The sequence below is a fragment of the Solimonas soli DSM 21787 genome (assembly GCF_000474945.1).
Lineage (GTDB): Bacteria > Pseudomonadota > Gammaproteobacteria > Nevskiales > Nevskiaceae > Solimonas > Solimonas soli.
The window spans coordinates 32,946-52,964 of the sequence record NZ_AXDW01000007.1 but is presented as its reverse complement, the minus strand read 5'-3'; the positions used below and the strand labels follow the sequence as shown (position 1 = coordinate 52,964).

The 20,019-nt window shown below is 67.5% G+C and carries 14 protein-coding genes and 1 tRNA gene; 8 read left to right on the top strand and 7 right to left on the bottom strand.

All coding sequences use genetic code 11. From position 1 onward, the window contains the following. Positions 1 to 14 precede the first annotated feature (14 nt). The 3 genes from K344_RS0104605 (at position 15) to K344_RS0104595 (ending at position 4,172) form a co-directional block, all read left to right on the top strand. On the top strand, positions 15 to 1,241 hold the full coding sequence (locus K344_RS0104605; protein WP_028079671.1) for an ABC transporter permease: 1,227 nt from the start codon (positions 15 to 17) through the stop codon (positions 1,239 to 1,241). A 225-nt stretch (positions 1,242 to 1,466) separates the two neighbouring features. Further along, complete coding sequence (locus K344_RS0104600) at positions 1,467 to 2,804, top strand: sigma-54-dependent transcriptional regulator (protein WP_028079670.1); 1,338 nt, start codon at positions 1,467 to 1,469, stop codon at positions 2,802 to 2,804. 63 nt (positions 2,805 to 2,867) lie between these two features. Further along, on the top strand, positions 2,868 to 4,172 hold the full coding sequence (locus K344_RS0104595; RefSeq protein ID WP_043113814.1) for a sensor histidine kinase: 1,305 nt from the start codon (positions 2,868 to 2,870) through the stop codon (positions 4,170 to 4,172). Here the strand turns inward: K344_RS0104595 and K344_RS20240 are convergent. After that, positions 4,156 to 4,596 carry a globin family protein gene (locus K344_RS20240; RefSeq protein ID WP_043113813.1) on the bottom strand — a complete coding sequence of 147 codons (441 nt, stop codon included), beginning with the start codon at positions 4,594 to 4,596 and terminating at the stop codon, positions 4,156 to 4,158. The genes K344_RS0104595 and K344_RS20240 overlap by 17 nt on opposite strands. A gap of 175 nt (positions 4,597 to 4,771) precedes the next feature. Between K344_RS20240 and K344_RS0104585 the strand changes: the two genes are divergently transcribed. Both K344_RS0104585 and K344_RS0104580 read left to right on the top strand, forming a co-directional pair. Next, positions 4,772 to 5,719 (top strand): amino acid ABC transporter permease, encoded by a 948-nt coding sequence (locus K344_RS0104585; protein WP_028079668.1) that lies wholly within the window; start codon positions 4,772 to 4,774, stop codon positions 5,717 to 5,719. Beyond that, entirely contained in the window at positions 5,712 to 6,464 is a 753-nt protein-coding gene (locus tag K344_RS0104580) for an amino acid ABC transporter ATP-binding protein (RefSeq protein ID WP_028079667.1), read from the top strand. Before K344_RS0104585 ends, K344_RS0104580 begins: the two co-directional genes overlap by 8 nt. Before the next feature lie 73 nt (positions 6,465 to 6,537). On the opposite strand, the gene K344_RS22840 is transcribed toward K344_RS0104580, so the two are convergent. Further along, on the bottom strand, positions 6,538 to 6,870 hold the full coding sequence (locus K344_RS22840; protein ID WP_051361902.1) for a PaaI family thioesterase: 333 nt from the start codon (positions 6,868 to 6,870) through the stop codon (positions 6,538 to 6,540). Positions 6,871 to 6,912: 42 nt separating this feature from the next. Continuing rightward, positions 6,913 to 6,988: transfer RNA gene (locus K344_RS0104570), tRNA-Arg, on the bottom strand. Between the two features lie 162 nt (positions 6,989 to 7,150). On the opposite strand from K344_RS0104570, the gene K344_RS0104555 reads away from it, so the two are divergent. Then, positions 7,151 to 12,421 carry a beta strand repeat-containing protein gene (locus K344_RS0104555; protein WP_157622771.1) on the top strand — a complete coding sequence of 1,757 codons (5,271 nt, stop codon included), beginning with the start codon at positions 7,151 to 7,153 and terminating at the stop codon, positions 12,419 to 12,421. A 47-nt stretch (positions 12,422 to 12,468) separates the two neighbouring features. On the opposite strand, the gene K344_RS0104550 is transcribed toward K344_RS0104555, so the two are convergent. Beyond that, entirely contained in the window at positions 12,469 to 12,822 is a 354-nt protein-coding gene (locus tag K344_RS0104550; protein WP_157622770.1) for a hypothetical protein, read from the bottom strand. A gap of 130 nt (positions 12,823 to 12,952) precedes the next feature. Here K344_RS0104550 and ald point away from each other — a divergent pair, with 130 nt between their 5' ends. Together ald and K344_RS0104540 are read left to right on the top strand one after the other, a co-directional pair. Beyond that, positions 12,953 to 14,074 (top strand): alanine dehydrogenase, encoded by a 1,122-nt coding sequence (ald, locus tag K344_RS0104545; protein WP_028079663.1) that lies wholly within the window; start codon positions 12,953 to 12,955, stop codon positions 14,072 to 14,074. 167 nt (positions 14,075 to 14,241) lie between these two features. Continuing rightward, positions 14,242 to 16,686: a TonB-dependent receptor gene (locus tag K344_RS0104540; protein WP_043113811.1), complete on the top strand. Its 2,445-nt coding sequence runs from the start codon at positions 14,242 to 14,244 to the stop codon at positions 16,684 to 16,686. 62 nt (positions 16,687 to 16,748) lie between these two features. Here the strand turns inward: K344_RS0104540 and nth are convergent, their stop codons facing one another. The 3 genes from nth to metG are packed head-to-tail and all read right to left on the bottom strand — an operon-like array spanning position 16,749 to position 20,017. Next, complete coding sequence (gene nth / locus K344_RS0104535; RefSeq protein WP_028079661.1) at positions 16,749 to 17,402, bottom strand: endonuclease III; 654 nt, start codon at positions 17,400 to 17,402, stop codon at positions 16,749 to 16,751. Positions 17,403 to 17,433: 31 nt separating this feature from the next. Further along, positions 17,434 to 17,847 (bottom strand): RnfABCDGE type electron transport complex subunit B, encoded by a 414-nt coding sequence (locus K344_RS20230; protein WP_051361901.1) that lies wholly within the window; start codon positions 17,845 to 17,847, stop codon positions 17,434 to 17,436. Positions 17,848 to 17,854: 7 nt separating this feature from the next. Continuing rightward, a complete protein-coding gene (metG, locus tag K344_RS0104525; protein ID WP_028079660.1) occupies positions 17,855 to 20,017 on the bottom strand; it encodes a methionine--tRNA ligase in 2,163 nt (720 codons plus the stop codon). Positions 20,018 to 20,019 lie beyond the last annotated feature (2 nt).

The window sequence follows — 20,019 nt, the reverse complement described above, 5'->3', positions numbered from 1 at the left end:
CCGGGACTCCCGCCATGGACATCGCTCCGATCCTCGCCGCGCTGAAGCGGCAGAAAACGGCCGCGGCACTGATCGCCATCGAGATCGCGCTGTGCTGCGCCATCATCTGCAACGCGCTGTTCCTGATCATGCATCGCCTCGAGCGCAGCCAGCTGGTCAGCGGCGCGGCGGAGACCGAGCTGATCCGCATCCGCACCGCCGGCGTCGGACAGCGCGGCAATCCGACCGAGGCCGCCGCACAGGCGCGCGAGACGGTCGCCGCGCTCGCCGCGCTGCCCGGCGTGAAGGCGGCCACGATCACCAATCAGGTGCCGTTCGGCAGCTCGTCGTGGAACACCTCGCTGCGCATGGCGAAGGACGACAAGAGCAGCATCGCCAACGTCGGCGCCTACTACGGCGACGAGAACCTGCTCGAGACGCTGGGCGTCAAGCTGATCGCCGGCCGCGATTTCCTGCCCGAGGAATACGTCGACTTCGATGCGCTGCTCGGTTCCGGCGCGGCCGAACCGAAGGTCGTCATCATCACGCAGACGCTGGCCCGCAAGCTGTTCGGCAACGACAATCCGCTCGGCCGCGAGATCTACGCCGGTGACGAGCCCAGCCGCGTGATCGGCATCGTCGAGCGCCTCGTGCGGCCGCGCTTCGACAGCGACATGGCGTTCGCCGAAAGCAGCATGATCCAGCCGGTCCGCCTCAGCCTCGCCTACGGCAACTTCGTGCTGCGCACCGATCCGGCCAATCGCCAGGCGGTGATCGAGGCGGCGAAGAAGAAACTGCACGAGATCGCGCCGAACCGCATCATCTTCGACGCCAAGACGCTCGAGGAGATCCGCAGCGACTTCTTCAAGCAGGACCGCGTCATGGCCGGCCTGCTGATCGCGGTCGTCGTGTCGCTGCTGATCGTCACCGCGCTCGGCATCGTCGGGCTCGCCAGCTTCTGGGTGCAGCGCCGCCGCCGGCAGATCGGCATCCGCCGCGCGCTCGGCGCGACGCGCGCGCAGATCCTGCATTACTTCCAGACCGAGAATTTCCTGATCGTCAGCGCCGGCATCGTCATCGGCATGGGCGCGGCCTACGCGATCAGCGGCTGGCTGATGCGCCAGTACGAGCTGCCGCGCCTGCCGCTGTACTACCTGCCGGTCGGCGCGGTCGCGCTGTGGGTGCTCGGGCAGCTCTCGGTGCTGGCGCCGGCGCTGCGCGCCGCCTCGGTGCCGCCGGCGACGGCGACGCGCTCCGTGTAGCGCACATGAACAGCGGATCATCGATCACACCCAAGATTGCGCGCCGCCCGTCGGCGCGCTTTTTTATGTACAGCAGGTACGGGGGCTCCGCGGGCGCAGGGATGCGCAGGAGCGGAGCCGACGGCCATCGCAGGCCGCGCGCTATGATCCGCGGCATGGCGTGCGAGGGCATTCCAACCATTTGCAGCGCATGTGCATCGAATGTGCATGCGCGCCCGGGATGAGATGAGAACCGTACTGATCATCGACGACAACGCCGGCGTGCGCGAGGCGCTCGGCCTGCTGCTGTCGCTGCGCGACATCCGCAGCTGCGGCGCGGCGACGCCGGAGGAGGGCCTGGCGATGCTGATGGTCGAGCGCGTCGATCTGGTCATCGCCGACATGAACTTCCGCGCCGACACCACCTCGGGCGAGGAAGGCGTGCAGTTGTTCCGCGCGATCCGCGAGCGCTACCCGGACATGCCGGTGATGCTGCTGACGGCGTGGACGCATCTGGAGACCGCGGTCGAGCTGGTCAAGGCCGGCGCCGCCGACTATCTCGCCAAGCCCTGGGACGACAACAAGCTGCTGACCACGGTCGAGAACCTGCTCGAGCTGTCGGAGACGAGCCGCGCCGTGTCGCGCCTGCGCCGCGAGCGCCGCCAGCGCCGCGAGGAGCTGGAGCGTCGCTACGATCTGCGCGGCCTGGTCTACGGCTCGGAGGCGATGGCGCGCGTCGTCGAGCTCGCCTGCCAGGTCGCGCGCGCCGACGTGCCGGTGCTGATCACCGGGCCGAACGGCGCCGGCAAGGAGCGCATCGCGCAGATCGTGCATGCCAATTCGGCGGTCAGGGACGGCCCGTTCATCGCCGTCAACTGCGGCGCGCTGCCGGGCGAGCTGATCGAGGCCGAGCTGTTCGGCGCCGAGGCGGGCGCCTACACCGGGGCGAACCGCGCGCGTGAAGGGCGCTTCGAATCGGCGCACGGCGGCACGCTGTTCCTCGACGAGATCGGCAATCTGCCGCTGTCCGGCCAGGTCAAGCTGCTGCGCGTGCTGGAGACCGGCCAGTTCGAGCGGCTCGGTTCCTCGCGCACGCGGCAGGTCAAGGTCCGCGTGCTGAGCGCGACCAACGCCGAGCTGCCGAAGATGATCGCCGAGGGCACCTTCCGCCAGGATCTCTACTACCGCCTGAACCTGATCGAAGTGCTGCTGCCGCCGCTCGCCGAGCGCAGCGACGACATCATCCCGCTCGCCGAATTCTTCGTCGGCGGCGAGGCCGCGCTCGCCGACGACGCACGTGAAGCGCTGCTCGACTACCACTGGCCGGGCAATGTGCGCGAGCTGCGCAATGCCGTCGAACGCGCGCGCCTGCTGTGCCGCGGCGGCGTGATCCGCGCCGCCGATCTCGGCCTGCCGCAGCGCCGGCCCGCGCCGCGCGGCGCCGACGAGCCGGACCGCGAGACGATCGCCGCGGCACTGAAGGCAAGCGGCGGCAACATCAGCCGCACCGCGCAGGCGCTCGGCCTGTCGCGGCAGGCTCTCTACCGGCGCATGGAGCGCTACGGTTTCGAGACGGCCGGCTGAGCGCGCGGCGGCGGGCCGCCGGGGCTGTGGCCATCAGCGGTGACAGGCCCTAGGCTGCGCGGCATGCCGTCTCTCTCGCTCGAAGTCCGTTTCCTGCTGGCCATCGGCGCCGGCGCCGCGCTGGCGGTCGCGGCGGCGGTCGCGTGCCTGCAGCTCACGCAGTCGCCGTGGCTGGCCGTGCTGGCGGCGGCCTTGCTCGGCCTGCCGGCGGCGGCCTGGCTCGCGCACCGTCTGACGCGGCCGATCCACCAGCTGCTGCGCGCGCTCGAAGGCGCCGTCGCCAGTTTCCGCGACGGCGATTTCAGCTTCTCGATCGCCGCCACGCCCGGCGGCGCGCTCGGCACGCTGGCGCGCCTGCACAACGAGCTGGGGCGCACGCTGCGCGAGCAGCGCCAGCATCTGGCGCAGCGCGAGCTGCTGCTCGATACCGTGGTGCAGAACTCGCCGGTCGCGCTGCTGCTGGTCGATGATCTCGGCCACGTCGCCTACGGCAACCTCGCGGCGCGGCAGCTGTTCAACGACAACCGCGGTCTCGTCGGCCTGTCGTTCGGTGACATCATCGACGCCGGACCGGCGAGCATGCGCGAGGCGATCGCCGGCGGCGGCGATGCGCTGTTCAGCGTCGAATTCCCGGAGGGCGAGGAGACCTTCCACCTCTCGCAACGCGGCTTCCGCCTGCAGGGTCGCGCGCACCGGCTCTATCTGTTCCGGCGCATGACGCGCGAGCTGTCGCGCCAGGAAGTGGCGACCTGGAAGAAAGTCATCCGCGTCATGAGCCACGAGCTGAACAATTCGCTGGCGCCGATCTCCTCGCTCGCGCACAGCGGTGCCGAGCTGGCGCGGCGCGGCAGCACCGAGCGCCTGCCCGAGGTGTTCGCGAGCATCGGCGGCCGCGCCCGGCATCTGCACGAATTCATCGAAGGCTACGCGCGGTTCGCGCGTCTGCCGGCGCCGCGCATCGAGGCGGTGAACTGGCGCGCCTTCGTCGCCGGCCTGGCGCCGCAGGTGCAGTTCCGCGTCGCCGGCACCGTGCCGGACACCGAGGCGCGCTTCGATCCGGGGCAGCTCGAGCAGGTGCTGATCAACCTGCTGAAGAACGCGCACGAAGCCGGCAGCCCGGCCGACAGCGTCGAACTGGAGATCCTGCATGTCGCCGCGCAGTGGCGTATCGACGTGCGCGATCGCGGCGGCGGCATGAGCGAGACGGTGCTCGCGCATGCGCTGTTGCCGTTCTATTCGACCAAGCGTGCCGGCACCGGCCTCGGCCTCGCGCTGGCGCGCGAGATCGTCGAGGCGCACGGCGGCCGCATCCAGCTCGCGAACCGCGACGCCGGCGGCCTGCGCGTCAGCCTCACGCTGCCAGCGTAGCCGGCATCGGGCCGTCGGCCTGCGAGGCGCCGTCGAGCATCGCCGCGGCGAGCGCGCTGTAGACCTCGGTCCAGGCTTCGCAAAGCTCCGCGGTGAAGGCTGCGCCCAGACCCTGCTCGAGCGTCCACAGCAGCGCGCCGCCGACGGCGACGTAGTGATCCGGCTGCACGCCGTAGCCCTGATGACGGGCGCCGAGCGCGTGGATGACCGGCATCAGCTGGTCGAGACGGTCGAGATTGCCGATCGCGGCGTCGATCATGTTGATCAGCTTCTCGCCCTGCTCGGCGATCGGCGAGTGGAAGAGGGCGCGCAGATGCGGGTGGAGGCTGAACAGCCGGCCGTAGAACAGCGCGGCGGCCTGCCGGCGCATCGGCAGCACCTGCTGCCAGCTGGCTTGCACCATTGCGATCTGAGACGGATTCATCGACCTCTCCAAGTCGGACCGCACCCCGATGTACGGTCCGCCGTAAAGCACAACCAAGAACCGTGCCGCGTCGGCGCCTGCGGGGTAAGTGCCGATTGCGGCGGAGGCCGGCCGCTTGCTACGGTCCGCGCGCTGCCGGCGTCCGCCGGAGCGTTTCTTGCTCGGTCATTCATCCATGCAATCGTCATCCGCTCGATGGTGGTGGTACGGCGTGTACGTCGCGGTGCTGCTCGCGATCGGCTACGCGCTGCACGCCGCCGGCGACCGCATCGAATACAGCTGGCGCTGGGAGCGCATCCCGCAGTACCTGGTCAGCAACGAGGGCACCGAGCTGAAGGCGTCCTTCGACGGCTTCGTATCGGTCGGCGCGGACGGCAAGAGCCTGACCCTCAAGGAGCTCAAGGGCGGTCGCCGCGAAACGCTGACCGGCTTCGACGATCTGCTCGTCGGCGACGGCGATCTCGTCTTCCAGAACGATCCGCTGGCGCGCAAGCGCGGCCTCGTGCCGGGGCCGCTGACCCTGGGTTTGTGGATGACGCTGCGAATTTCCGCGGTGGCGCTGCTGTTCTCGATGCTGCTCGGGCTCGCCGCCGGCCTTGGCCGCGTGTCGCGCAATCCGGCGGCCTACGGCCTGGCGACCACCTACGTCGAGCTGATCCGCGGCACGCCGCTATTGGTGCAGATCTTCATCTTCTATTTCTTCGTCGGCACGGTGCTCAAGCTGTCGGCCTTCACCGCCGGCGTCGCCGCGCTCGCCGTGTTCACCGGCGCCTACGTGGCCGAAATCGTGCGCGCCGGCATCGAGGCGATTCCGAAAGGCCAGATGGAGGCGGCGCGCAGCCTCGGCATGAGCGTGCCGCAGGCGATGCGCCACGTGATCCTGCCGCAGGCCTTCAAGAAAACCCTGCCGCCGCTCGCCGGCCAGTTCATCAACCTGATCAAGGATTCCTCGCTCGTGTCGGTGATGGCGCTGACCGATCTCACCAAGGCCGGCCGCGAGGTCGTCGCCTCGACCTTCAGCCCCTTCGAGGTCTGGTTCACGGTCGCGGCGATGTACCTGGTGCTGACCGGCACCCTGTCCTGGTGCGTGCGCCGGCTCGAAAAGAGGCTCGCCCATGACTGAGCCGAAGGACGAGGTGCTGATCGACGTGCGCGGCGTCGGCAAGACCTTCGCGAACGGCGTCGTCGGCCTGAAGAACGTCTCGCTGCGCGTGAAGCGCGGCGAGGTGGTCTGCATCATCGGCCCGAGCGGCTCCGGCAAATCGACGCTGCTGCGCACGCTCAACGCGCTGGAGACGATCACCACCGGCGAGATCGAGGTGCTCGGACATTCCGTGCACGCCTCGCGCGCCGATCTCAACCGCCTGCGCACGCACCTGGGCATGGTGTTCCAGTCCTTCAACCTGTTCCCGCACAAGACCGTGCTCGAGAACCTGATGCTGGCGCCGCGCGTCGTGGTCGGCATCGGCGAGGGCGAAGCACGCGAGCGTGCCGAGCAGCTGCTCGCCAAGGTCGGGCTCGCCGACAAGGCGGAGGCCCATCCGGCGCAGCTGTCCGGCGGTCAGCAGCAGCGCGTCGCCATCGCCCGCGCCCTGGCCATGCAGCCGGACATCATGCTGTTCGACGAACCGACCTCGGCGCTCGATCCGGAAAAGGTCAACGAGGTGCTCGACGTGATGAAGGTGCTGGCGCGCGAAGGCATGACCATGTGCGTGGTCACGCACGAGATGGGCTTCGCGCGCGCCGTCGCGCACCGCGTCGTCTTCATGGAAGCCGGCGAAGTCGTCTACGAGGACGAGCCGCAACGGTTCTTCGCGGCGCCGGCCAACGAGCGCCTGCGCGCCTTTCTCGGCCAGGTGCTGAAGTAATCGCGAGCCGGTCGGCCACCGGCGGGCCGGTAGCGGCTATTTCTCCGGCACGTGGCGGTCGTCACGCCGGCAATCAGCCGCCTTCGCCGGCAACCGTCGTGCGCACGACGCTGAGCCGTTTGCCGCGCTTCACGCACACCGAAGTCGCGGTGAACGTGCCGTCCTTCTGATTGCCGAGCCGCGCGGCGTTGAGGTTGATCGCCAGCGGAAAGCCGCTCTGACCCGGCGCCATCGTCGTGCCGCCGAACGTCAGCACTGTCGCGCAGACATCGGCGAACCCCAGCATCGCTCCTGCGTGCGCGATGCCGGACGGATTGAGGATGCCGGCCTGCACCGGCATCTCGCCGACCACGCGCTCGGCAGATTGCTCGACGATGCTGAACTCGATCTGGCCACTGACCTTCATCGTTGGTCCTCAAGTCGGTGGCGCCGGTCGCCGGCCTGTGTCTGGTGCCCTCGGCAGGAATCGAACCTGCGACCTACCGCTTAGGAGGCGGTCGCTCTATCCACTGAGCTACGAAGGCGCGGCCGCGAATCATACGGCAAGGGGCGGCACCAAACGAACTGTGTTGCAATTTGCTGAAATGGTTGCAGAACATCACAGAGTTTCTTGTTTGGTCTGGATTTTCGGGCTAGCATCCAAGCTCACGGTCGTCACGCGAAATCGATCAGGGGTGGGGGTTCTCATGCTGAAGCTCAAACTGGGCGCCGCGGTGTTGTGCGCGTTGATGCTGGCCGGCTGTGGCGGCGGTGGCGGCTTGGGCAGCGGTGAGACCACCGGCGGTGGCCTTGGTGGCTCGACGGGCGGCACGACGGGTGGATCGACGACCGGCGGAAGCACGGGCAGTGGCATTCCGGCGACGCTGACGATTGCGGCGGCGCAGACCTCCGTGGTCGCGGACGGTTCGTCGACCAGCTTATTGACCGCGACGCTGACGGATACCACTGGCGTCGCGGTCGCCGGCACGGATCTGAGCTTTCAGACGAATGCCGGCAGCCTGACGGCCGCATCGGCGAAGACGGACAGCAACGGCCAGGCGCTCACTCGCTTGAAGGCGGGAAACACGCTCGGACGCGCGACGGTGACGGTGCGTGAGCCGAAATCGGGTCTGTCTGCGAACGTGAACATCAACTTCGTCGCCGGCCCTGCCACAAAAGTCTCGATTGCGTTGGCACCCGCGCAGGTGCGGCCCGCGGGCGTGACCTCGGTGAACGTCGTCGTGACGGATGGCAATAATCTGCCCGTCAGCGGTGAACTGGTTTCTCTCAGCAACAGTTCGAACATCAGCGGCGGTCAGTTCGCCGCGAGCACCATCACGACGGATGTGAATGGTCGCGCCAGTACGACGTATCAGGCGGGCCCGAACGTCGGCACGGACACTCTGCAGGCTGCCTTGGCCGCCAGCGGGGCGTCGGCCATCGCGAGTACGAACCTGACTGTGTCCGCGTCCGCGACTTCGGTCGACTCCATCGTGCTCACGTCCGGAAGCGCGACGGCGGTCGCCGATGGCACCACGATGACGACACTGAGCGCCAAGGTGGAGGACAGTGCCGGTGGCGCGGTACCGGGGAGCAGCGTCAATTTTGCGACCACTGCGGGCACTCTGACAGCCGCGAGCGCCACCACGGACAGCAACGGCATCGCCCGCGTTTCGCTTATCTCGTCGGCGCAGGTCGGTACGGCAACGGTGACGGCATCCACGGCCGGGCTGTCCAGTGCGACGCAAATCATTTTTGTCGCCGGCACTCCGAAAACCGTGGTGCTGTCGGCCGCGCCAGCGACCGTGCAACCGGGCGGAACCTCCTCGATTCGCGCGACGGTCTTTGACCAGTCGGGCAATCGCGTGCCGAACGTGACCATTTCCTTCAGCGTGCCGAGCGACAGCGTCAAGAACGGCGCGCGTTTCTCGAGCGCGACGGTCAACACCGACGACAACGGCGAAGCGGCCACGCAGTACAGCGCGCCCACCAGCGGTACTGGCGACACGATCACAGCGAAGACCACCAGCGGTCTCAACGCCACGACCAATATCACGATCTCCGCTTCGACGGCCGTCATCACTGGCCTGAGCCTGGATGCCGCGACGACCACCGTCAGCGCCAACGGCTCCGTCATTGTCCGCGCAACCGTGCAGACCAGCAGCGGTAGCCTGACGGGCATTCCGGTCCATTTTGCGGCCGCCAGCGGGACGCTCAACGCCTCGAGTGCGCCGACCGACGCCAGCGGCGTCGCCGCCGTCACCCTGACCGCGCCTGCCGATGTCGGGCCGGTGCAGTTGTCCGCCACGGTCGGCAACTACACGGCGCAAACGCAGGTCACCGTGGTGCCGGGCGCCGCCTCGTCGATCGTCGTGTCGATTGCCAGCAGCCCGGTCGTTCCGGGTGGCACGGCGACCATCACCGCGCAAGTCCTCGACGCGGCGAATAACCCGATCGCCGCCGGTCAGCTGGTACGTTTCAACCACAATGCGGGCAACACGAGCGGTTGGACCTTGAGTTCATCGACCGCGGTCACCGATGCGAACGGCAACGTCAGTGTGACGTTCACGGCAGGCACGTCCGTGGCTGCCGGGTACGAACAGTTCGACATCGTGGCCGGGAATGCCAGCAAGCTGGTCACCATTTCCGTCGATCCGAGCGCCAAGGCGATTGGCAGCATCTCGTTGCAGCTGGCCAACGCGGCGATGTCGGCGAGCGGCAGCCAGACCGTTATCGCAACCGTGAAGGACGGCAATGGCACGGCCTTGGCCGGTCAGCAGGTCAATTTCAGCGCGACGGCAGGCAGCTTTAGCTCCGCATCGGTGTCGACGAACGGCAGCGGCCAGGCTTCGGTGCAGTACACCGCGCCGGCGACCGCTGGTACCGTGACGCTCACTGCCGCCTCCGGTGGATTCAGCAGCAGCGCGAACGCGACGGTCACTGCCGGTACGGTGCATACCGTATCGGTCAGTGCCGCGCCGAGCACGGTGGCGCCGGCCGGCGTGAGTTCGGTGACGGCCCTTCTGAGCGATGCCAGCGGCAACCCGATCGCCGCGCACGCTGTCAAATTCACAGCTTCGGCGGGAACGCTCGTCAGCGCGACGGCCACGACGGACGGCAATGGTCTCGCCACGGTGAGCTTCAAGGCGCCGTCGGCCGGTTCGGCGACGCTCACGGCAACCGCGACGCCGGAGAATGTGTCCGGCAGCACCACGGTCAATGTCGACAGCGGTGGCGTTGTCGCAGTCGGCAGTCTCACGCTGACGGCCTTGACCGGCAGCATCCCGGCTGACGGTAGCTCGAAGGCGACGATTCGCGCACACGTGACGGCCGCCGACGGCTCCGCGCTGGTCGGGCAGGGCGTGCTGTTCAACGCCTCGGCAGGTACGCCGACCTCCAAGTCGGTCGCCACCGACGCGAGCGGCAATGCCGACTTCGTGCTGACGGCGGGGACGGAGCCCGGCACGGCAACGATCAAGGCCGATATCGGCGGGTTTACGCAGACGGTGAACGTGACGTTTGTCGCCGGGGCTGCCAAGACGGTGAGCCTGACACTCAATCCGAGCAGCGTGGCCTTGAATGCGGCGACGACGCTGACGGCGACGGTCTTGGATGCCAAGGGCAATCCGGTCGGTGGCGCGAGCGTGAATTTCAGCGTGCCGGAGAACAACTCGCACGGCGCTCTGGCCAATTCGTCGGTGGTGTCGAACAGCAGTGGCATCGCGACAACGACGTACACCGCAGGCAGCACGGTCAGCGCGAATCCGGACAAGCTGCAGGCGTCGGTGACCGGCGCGACGGCGGGTACCGCCCTGCTCACGGTCGTTAATCCTGCGAAGAGCGTGACGCTGATCGTCAGCTCGCCGCAGCTCTTGTCGAGCGCCAGCACGGCAGTGCAAGGTGTGACGTTGACGGCGTTGGTGAAGAACCAGAGCAACAATGTCGTGGTCGGTATTCCGGTCGAGTTCGTTGCCGAACTCAATGCAGCATCGAGCTGCGGTGCCGGTGGCGCCATCCAGGTGATCAATGGAACCACTAACGCTGCTGGTCAGGCGACAGCCGTGCTGACCACGGGCGGCGATCCGACCAATCAAATCATCGACGTCACGGCGCAGGCCTCCGGCATCTCGAGCACGGTCTCCGTGCCCGAGACCGGTACGACGATCGCCATCAACGGGCCGTCGTCGGTGGGATTGAGCGCCAAGCAGAGCTTCACGATCAACTTCAGGGACGCCGGCAACAATCCGATCAGCAACCAGGTGCTGACGGTGACTTCGAGTCTCGGCAACACGATCGCGGCACATGCCGGCAGCAGTTGCACCGGCGGCAACTGCACGACGGACGCGAACGGCCAGTTCACGATCGATTACACCGGCACGGTCGGCGGCAGCGATACGCTGACCGTGCGTCCGCTGAGCTGCAGCAATGATTCGACCGCGGCCCAGCAGGCCGTGCAGGTTGCGGCGCAGACGCTGACCGTGGTCGCGCCGGCGGACGACACGCAGATTCCGTTCAGCGCGACCTCGCTGTCGTTGGGTGTCGAGGTGGCGGCGGGCGGTTCGGGATACGTCGTCGGCGACGTTCTGACCATCAGCGGCGGCACGCCGAACACGGCGGCGCAGCTGGTCGTCAGCAAGGTGGACAGCGGCGGTGTCATCACCGGCGTCACGGTCAGCAATGCGGGCGACTATGTGGCGCTGCCCGCCAGTCCGGCATCGGTGACCGGCGGCAACGGTGCGGGTGCGACCTTCGCTATCTGGCAAAACGTCACCGCGCGCCTCTCGGGCGGGACGATCAGTGGCCAGACCATCAGCTTCAACACGACGCGTGGAACGCTGTCGTCCCCGACTGCGGTAACCGATGCTTCGGGCATCGCCAAGGTGAAACTCAATCAGCCATCCGCCGCGGGCAATTCCGGTGGCGGCATCGTGACGGCGACCTGCACGAGCTGCAGCCCGAACATTGCGGCGAGCACGGGCATTCAGTTCAACGCGACGACGGCGGCGAAGCTCACTCTGCAGGCTTCGCCGGCGACGGTCTCGGTCAAGGGCACCAGCGTGATCACGGCGACGGTCCGCGATTCCAACGACAATCCGGTCGCCAGCCGGCGTGTCAATTTCACGCTGACCGATGACTCCGGTGGTGGACTGCTGCAAAGCACGGCCGTCACCAATTCCAGCGGCGAAGCAGTGGTGACCTATCAAGGCGGCCCGACCACGGGCTCGAAGGATGGCGTGAAGATCACCGGCACGACGGTCATCGGCTCCATCAGCGGCAGCACGACGCTGACCGTCGGCGGGCAGGCCTTGCGCATTTTGCCGGGCACCGGCAACACGATCGAAGCCTTGAACAGTACGCAGTACAGACTGCCGTACTCGGTACAAGTGACGGACGCGGCCGGCAACCCACCGCCGGCGGGCAGCACCGTCAATCTGACGATCAATGCCCTTTCCTACCAGAAAGGCTTTGAAGCATGGAACGGCAAAATCTGGACAGTTGCGGCGGGTAGCGGCTATCTCAAGTGCGCTACGGGGAATCCGGCGCCGAACGATGTGGCGGGCGGCTGCGAGACCGCAGCAAGCTGGGGCTGCTTCAACGAGGACCGCAATCTCAACGGCATCTACGACGCGCCGGATGAGAATTACAACGGCAATACGCTGAACGGCAATCCGATTCTCGACCCGGGCAATCCGGCCTCGGTGCCGGTCTCGGTGGCGCTCGATGCGAGCGGTACCGGCTCGTTCTTCGTCACCTACCTGAAGGACCGGGCCAACTGGGTGCAGGTACGCTTGATCGCTTCGATCTCGGTCAATGGCGACCAAGGCCGGACTTTCGTTGACTTCGTGTTGCCTGGCCTTGCCGACGATTTCACGACCGAGACCGTGTCTCCGCCTGGCCAGATCAGTCCGTATGGCTTGGCAACGACGACGGGGACGGCGGTTCCCGCGAACAGAACGAGCTGTAAGGATCCGAACTGACCGGTGGTGATGATTAATGAAGAACGGCGGCCTTCAGGCTGCCGTTTTCATTTGCGCGTCCGATTCAGGAGCGTCACCAGCACCAGATTGCCGATCCCCGCCACCAGCGCGATCAAGCCCGCGCCGAGGCCCGTCTCCACTTCCTGGCGCTCGTGCGCGATGTCGGCGAGCAGGTCCTGTCGCGTCTGCGCGCGCAGGCGTTCGATGCCTTCCTGCGTCGTCTGCGCACGTTGCGATTGCAGTTCCAGCTGCACGTTGAGCTCGACGGAGGCGGCGAGGTCGGCGTCGCTGTACTTCGGCAGCTTCGTCCATTGCAGGCCGTACCAGCCGGTCAGCCCGACGCCGGCGATGAGCAGCATGAAAGGGAAGGCGGACCGCGGGCGGCGCTGGGGTTGCAGCATGGCGGGCTCGTGAAGAAGCGGAGCCGCATTCTAAGGCCAGGCCGCGCAGCGCCGGCCGGCTGAGGGAAGTTCACGAAGGCCGCGAGCGGTCGGTCGGCGCAATAATCGGCTCTGCCAACCGGAGCCGCAGATGCGTATCGGAACCCCGAAGGAAATCAAGAACCATGAGTATCGCGTCGGCCTGACCCCGGCCGGCGCGCGTGAACTGACGGCGCATGGCCACGAGGTGTTCATCGAGACGCGTGCGGGCCTCGGCATCGGCATCGATGATGCGGCGTACCAGCGCGCCGGAGCGACGATCCTCGCGACCGCGGCCGAGGTGTTCGATCGGGCCGAGATGATCATCAAGGTCAAGGAACCGCAGCCGGTCGAGTGCGCGATGCTCAAGCCCCATCACGTGCTGTTCACGTACCTGCACCTTGCGCCCGATCCGGAGCAGACCCGGGCCTTGCTCGCGTCCGGCTGCACGGCGATCGCCTACGAGACGGTGACCGACGCGCGCGGCGGCCTGCCGCTGCTGGCGCCGATGAGCGAGGTCGCCGGCCGCATGTCGATCCAGGCCGGCGCGCACGCGATGGAGAAGGCGGCCGGCGGCAACGGCGTGCTGCTCGGCGGCGTGCCGGGCGTGCCGGCGGCGGAGGTGGTCGTCATCGGCGGCGGCGTGGTCGGCTACAACGCCGCGCGCATCGCGGTCGGCATGGGCGCGCGCGTGACGATCCTCGATCGCTCGCTGACGCGGCTCGGCTGGCTCGACACGGTGTTCGAGAACCGCGCGACGACGCTGTACTCGACGGTCGACGCGGTCGAGACCAGCATCGCCAAGGCGGACCTGGTGATCGGCGCGGTGCTCGTGCCGGGCGCGGCGGCGCCGAAGCTGGTGACACGCGCCATGCTCGGACATATGAAGGCGGGCACGGTGATCGTCGACGTGGCGATCGACCAGGGCGGCTGCTTCGAGACCTCGAAGCCGACCACCCACCAGGAGCCCACATATCTGGTCGACGGCATCGTCCATTACTGCGTCGCCAACATGCCGGGCGGCGTTGCCCGCACCTCGACGTTCGCGCTGACCAACGCGACCATGCCGTTCGCGGTCGCGCTCGCCGACAAGGGCTATCGCCAGGCCCTGCTCGACGATCCGAACCTGCGCGAGGGCCTCAACGTGCATGGCGGCAAGGTGACCTACAAGGCGGTGGCCGACGCGCTCGGCTGCGACTACCTGCCGCCGCAGGACGCGCTGCGCGCGGCGTAGCGCCGCCGCGGGGCGGGCAACGGTTGGCGCCCGGTCGTGCGCCGCGGCGCGTGGCGCCAAATGTAAAGCGGCGCGCGCGGCGCCGTTGGTAGATTCGGCCCACGCTGGCGCGGGCGCGTGCTCCGCCGGCTATCGTTTGGCGGATTCCACCTCAGTGCCGAGGCCTTATGCGCGCCCTAGCAGCGTTCGCGGTCGTTCTTCCCCTGGTCTGCGTCGACGTCGAGGCGCAGGAAACCGCCGCGCCCGAGACGCCGCCCGCCGATGCGCAGGCCGATGGCGCGCCGCTCGACACGATCCCGGTCGCCTCCGCCGACGCGCCGCCGCCGGTTCCGGCGGCCGAGCCGCAGGACGAAGCGCAGGGTCTCGCCGAGATCGTCGTCACCGCGCAGAAGCGCAAGCAGTCGCTGCACGACGTGCCGATCTCGGTATCGGCGCTCAGCGGCGATCTGCTCAAGGACATCAACGCCTCGAATCTCGCCGACGCCTCGACCTACATTCCCAACGTGCGCGTCGACGCCGACGATCTCGGCTCGCCGCAGGTCTTCATCCGCGGCTTCGGCACCAACACCTTCAACCCGAGCTTCGAGAGCTCGGTCGGCTTCGTCGAGGACGAGATCTTCTACGGCCGTGGCGCGTACTTCACCGAATCGATGTTCGACATCGACCGCGTCGAAGTGCTGCGCGGCCCGCAGGGCACGCTGTTCGGCAAGAACACCGTCGCCGGCCTCTACAACGTCATCACCGCGAGCCCGACCGAGCAGTTCTCCGGCAACCTCCGCCTCAGCACCGGCCAGTACAACGAACAGCGCCTCGAGGGCGGCGTCGGCGGCATGTTCAACGACTGGTTCGGCGCGCGCCTCGCGGTGCTGGCGCAGTCCGGCGACGGCGAGCTGTACAACCAGTATCTCGATCGCGACGAAGACAAGATGCGCCAGAAGGCCGGCCGCCTGAAGCTGCGCCTGCTGCCGCTCGACGACGTGACCATGGATGTCACGCTGCAGCGCTCCGTCACCGACATCAACTTCTGGCCGTACGAACTGTTCGCGCTCGATACCGGCACGCGCAACTATCTCGACAAGTTCGACCCGGACATCGAGGACGATCCATACGACTTCCGCACCTCCTTCGACCAGCCGGGCTTCATCAACAAGAACTCGGCGACCGAAAGCCTGAAGACCGACTGGGCGATGGGTGATCTCGGCGGCATCCGGGACGCGCACCTGATCCTGATCGGCGGCTACAGCAACCTGGCGATCAACCAGCTCAACGACCTCGACGTCTCGCCGGCCGACCTGCTGCGCCTGTACAACTACGAAGACTACGGCCAGACCTCGGCCGAGCTGCGCTTCAGCGGCCGCAGCGACAGCCTCTTCGGGCTCGGGCAGTCGGTCGATTTCGTCGCCGGCGGCTTCTTCTTCGAGTCCAACTACAAGCTGCGCGCGCAGGTCGCGGTCGGCCACGACATCGGCTCGTATGTCCTGACGCAGGATGCCTGGCAGCTGATCACCGGCAACCTCAACGCGTTGCCGGGCAACATCGCGACCTTGCCGATCCTCGGCGATCTGCTCGCCGGCGTGATCGGCGACGACGCCTACCAGTTCGACTATCGCCAGAAGCTGAAGTCCGGCGCACTCTACGCGCAGATGACCTGGAACATCAGCGAGCACTGGGCGCTGACGCCGGGCATCCGCTACAACCGCGAAACCAAGGACGTCGACAGCGCCGGCACCGCGCACTGCCGCACGGCGCCGACCTGCCTGACGCCGCTGCTGCTCGGCGCCAAGGACTACTCGCACCCCAATCTCAAGCGCGACGAGACCGACTGGTCGCCGAAGGTCGCGCTGCAGTACATCTGGGATCCGAACCTCAATGTCTACGCGAGCTACGCGCGCGGCTACAAGAGCGGCGGCTACAACTCGCTCTCGTACACCGGCGAAGATCTCGCCTTCAAGCCGGAGAAGGCGGGCACTGCGGAAGTGGGCTTCAAGGGCCGTTTCTTCGAACGCAGGCTCAACTTCAACATGGCGCTGTACCAGACCAAGCTCGACGATCTGCAGGTGCTGGCGTTCCATGGGGCGACGACCAACGTCGGCAACGCCAGCGCCACTTCGCAGGGCCTCGAAGCCGATTTCCAGTGGCTGACGCCCTGGCGCATGCTGATGCTCAACGGCTCCTTCGGCCTGATCGACGCGAGCTACGACCAGTACCCGGATGCGCCGGCGCCGATCTCGCAAGGCATCAACGCCACGCAGGATCTGAAGGGCAAGCGCCTCGCCTTCACGCCGAAGCAGACGGCGACGCTGACGCCGGTACTGACGCTGCCGCTCGGTTCGCTGGTCGCGCGCCTGTCCGCCGACGCTATCTGGCAGGGCGAGCAGTACACGGACACCGATCTCGATCCGCACACGCGCGTCGGTGGCTACATGGAATACGCCGCGCGCCTCAGTCTCGGCAGCGCCGACGATCTGTGGACGCTGACGGTCGGCGGCAGCAATCTCGGCGACAAGCGCGTGCTGAACCAGGCGACGGACGCGGTGCTGTTCCCCGGCACGTACTACGCGCAACAGTCCGCCGGCCGACAGTACTACGCGGCGCTGGCGATCAACTGGTGAAGCACGCGCGGGCATGATTCCCTCTCCCCGCAGGCGGGGAGAGGGAGTTCACGGCCGGCTCGCTAACGCACCGGCGCCGTGTCGAACGGCGTCTTCGCCTTGAACTCGCACAGGTCGACGATCGCGCAGCGCCCGCATTCCGGCTTGCGCGCCTTGCAGACGTAGCGGCCATGCAGGATCAGCCAGTGGTGCGCGTCGCGCCTGAATTCTTCCGGCACCACCTTCAGCAGCTTGTCCTCGACCTGCCGCACGTTCTTGCCCGGCGCGATGCCGGTGCGGTTGGCGACTCGGAAGATGTGCGTATCGACGGCGATGGTCGCCTCGCCGAACGCGGTGTTGAGGACCACGTTCGCCGTCTTGCGGCCGACGCCGGGCAGGGCTTCGAGCGCTTGCCGGTCACGCGGCACCTCGCCGCCGTGCCGCTCGATCAGCTGCCGGCACAGGCCGATGACGTTCTTCGCCTTGGTCTGATACAGGCCGATGGTCTTGATGTACTCGCGCAGCCCCGCCTCGCCGAGCGCGAGAATCGCGTCCGGCGTGTTGGCGACCGGGAACAGCTTCGCCGTCGCCTTGTTGACGCCGACGTCGGTGGCCTGCGCCGACAGCACGACGGCGATCAGCAGCTCGAACGGCGTCGTGTAGCGCAGCTCGGTGGTCGGCGCCGGATTGTGCTCACGCAGGCGGCGGAAGATCTCGTGGCGTTTGGCGGGATTCATGCGGGCGGGAATGGCGCGATGGTGTCGCGCTTCAGTCTGGCATCCGGTCGCGGCGCGCACGCGCGGCAGCGAGCGCACGCGCCAGTGGATCGGGCGCCTGCGGCGCCTCGCTCGGATCGGCCGCGGCGGCGCGCGCCTTCAGCATCGCCTTGCGCCGTTCGCGCTCGGCCTCGCGTTCATCGTCGCGGCGCCTGAGGCGCAGCTTGCGCGCCTTCACGCGCTGACGCGCGACGGCATCGTCGAACGGCTTCTGCTCCACGGCGTGCAACTCGATGCAGTCGACCGGGCAGGGCGGCAGGCATTGTTCGCAGCCGATGCACTCCCGGCTGATGACGGTGTGCAGGTAGCGCTCGGCCCCGACGATGGCGTCGGTCGGACAAACGACGAGGCATTTCGCGCAGCCGATGCAGCGCGCCTCGTCGATCCATGCGACGCGGTACGCCATCGTCGCCTTACTTCACCTTCATCCCGGGTTCGGCGCCGGCATCCGGCGCGAGCAGGAACGGGCCGCCGCGCTCGTCGCTGGCGGCGAGCACCATGCCTTCGGACATGCCGAACTTCATCTTGCGCGGCGCCAGATTGGCGACGCACATCGTCAGGCGGCCGACCAGCGTCTCCGGCGCATACGCGGCCTTGATGCCGGCGAACACCTGGCGCGTGCCGAGCGGGCCGAGATCGAGCTGCAGGCGCAGCAGCTTGTCGGCGCCTTCGACGTGCTCGGCCGAGGCGATGCGCGCGATGCGCAGATCGACCTTGCCGAAATCCTCGATGCCGATCGTCGCCGGCGCCGCTTCCGGTGCCTCGGCGGGCTTCGCTGTGGCCTTCTTCGCTGGCGCAGCAGCAGCAGCCGGCTTCGGCGCTTCCGGCGGCGCGCTGGCGCGCTCCTCGGCGAGCATCGCTTCGATGGCCTTCGGCTCGATGCGCGTGATCAGCGGCGCATACGGCTGGATCTGCTGGCCGAGCAGAGGCTTCCTGGCGTCGCTCCACACGAACGGCGCAACGTTGAAGAATGCCTCGACCTGCGCGGCGATGCGCGGCAGTACCGGCTTCAGATAGACCGTCAGCTGACGGAACAGGTTGAGGAAAGTGGTGCAGACCTGATGCAGCTCCTCGCGGCGCGCCTCGTCCCTGGCCATCGCCCAGGGCGCGAGCTTCTGGATCTCGGCATTGGCGTCGTCGGCCATCAGCATGATCTCGCGCAGCGCGCCGGCGAAATCGCCGGCTTCGTAGAGCTCGCGCAGATTGTCGGCTTCCGACGCGAAGTCCTCGAACAGCGTGCGGTCGTGCATCGCCACCGCGAGATGGCCGTCGAACAGTTTCTCGATGAAGCCGGCGCAGCGGCTGGCGATGTTGACGTACTTGCCGACCAGATCGCTGTTGACGCGATTGCTGAAGTCGGTGAGGTTGAGATCGAGATCGTCCACGCCGCTGCCGAGCTTGGCGGCGAAGTAATAGCGCAGGTATTCCGGGTTCAGGTGATTGAGATACGTGCGCGCCTTGATGAAGGTGCCGCGGCTCTTGCTCATCTTGGCGCCGTCGATGGTCAGATAGCCGTTGACGTGCAGCGCCGTCGGCGTGCGGAAGCCCGCACCGTGCAGCATCGCCGGCCAGAACAGGCCGTGGAAATTGACGATGTCCTTGCCGATGAAGTGGTGCAGCTCGGTCGGCAGCGGCCAGGCGCCGCTGGTGTCGGTGCTGCGCTCGGCGGCCTTGCTCGGCTGCGGGTCCCAGAACTCGGCGAAGACTTCCGCCGCTTCGCGGTTCTGCGCGGCGGCGAGCGTCTCGCAGTAGGCCTTGAACGAGGCCATGTAGCCGATCGGCGCGTCGAGCCAGACGTAGAAGAACTTGCCGGCCGCGCCGGGAATCGCGAAGCCGAAGTACGGCGCGTCGCGCGAGATGTCCCAGTCCTTGAGGCCGGAGGCGAACCACTCCTTGAGCTTGGCCTTGACCGAGGCATGCGCAACCTCGCCTTCGAGCCATTGTTCGAGGAAGGCCTGGTACTTCGGCAGCTCGAAGAAGTAGTGCTCCGAATCCTTCAGCACCGGCGTCGCGCCGGAGACCACGGACTTCGGGTTCTTCAGGTCGGTCGGCGAATAGGCCGCGCCACAGTTCTCGCAGTTGTCGCCGTACTGGTCGGGCGTGCCGCAGCGCGGGCACTCGCCCTTGATGTAGCGGTCCGGCAGGAACATGTCCTTGACCGGATCGTAGAGTTGCTGGATCGAGCGGCTGGCGATCGCCGGCGGCATGGCCGCGCGTTCGGCGGCGATCGGCGAGCCGGCGCGCAGGCGCGTGTAGATCAGCTCGCAGAGCAGGCGGTTCTCTTCCGAATGCGTGGAGTGATAGTGGTCGAAGGCGACCAGGAAGTCGGCGAAATCGCGCTCGTGCTGCAGCTTGATCTCGGCGATGAAGACTTCCGGCGGAATGCCGGCCTTTTCGGCGGCCAGCATGATCGGCGTGCCGTGCGCGTCGTCGGCGCAGACGTAGTGCGCGGTATTGCCCTGCAGGCGCTGGAAGCGCACCCAGATGTCGGCCTGGATGTAGCCCACCATGTGGCCGAGGTGGATCGGGCCGTTGGCGTAGGGCAGGGCATTGGTGACGAGGATCTGGCGGGCCATGA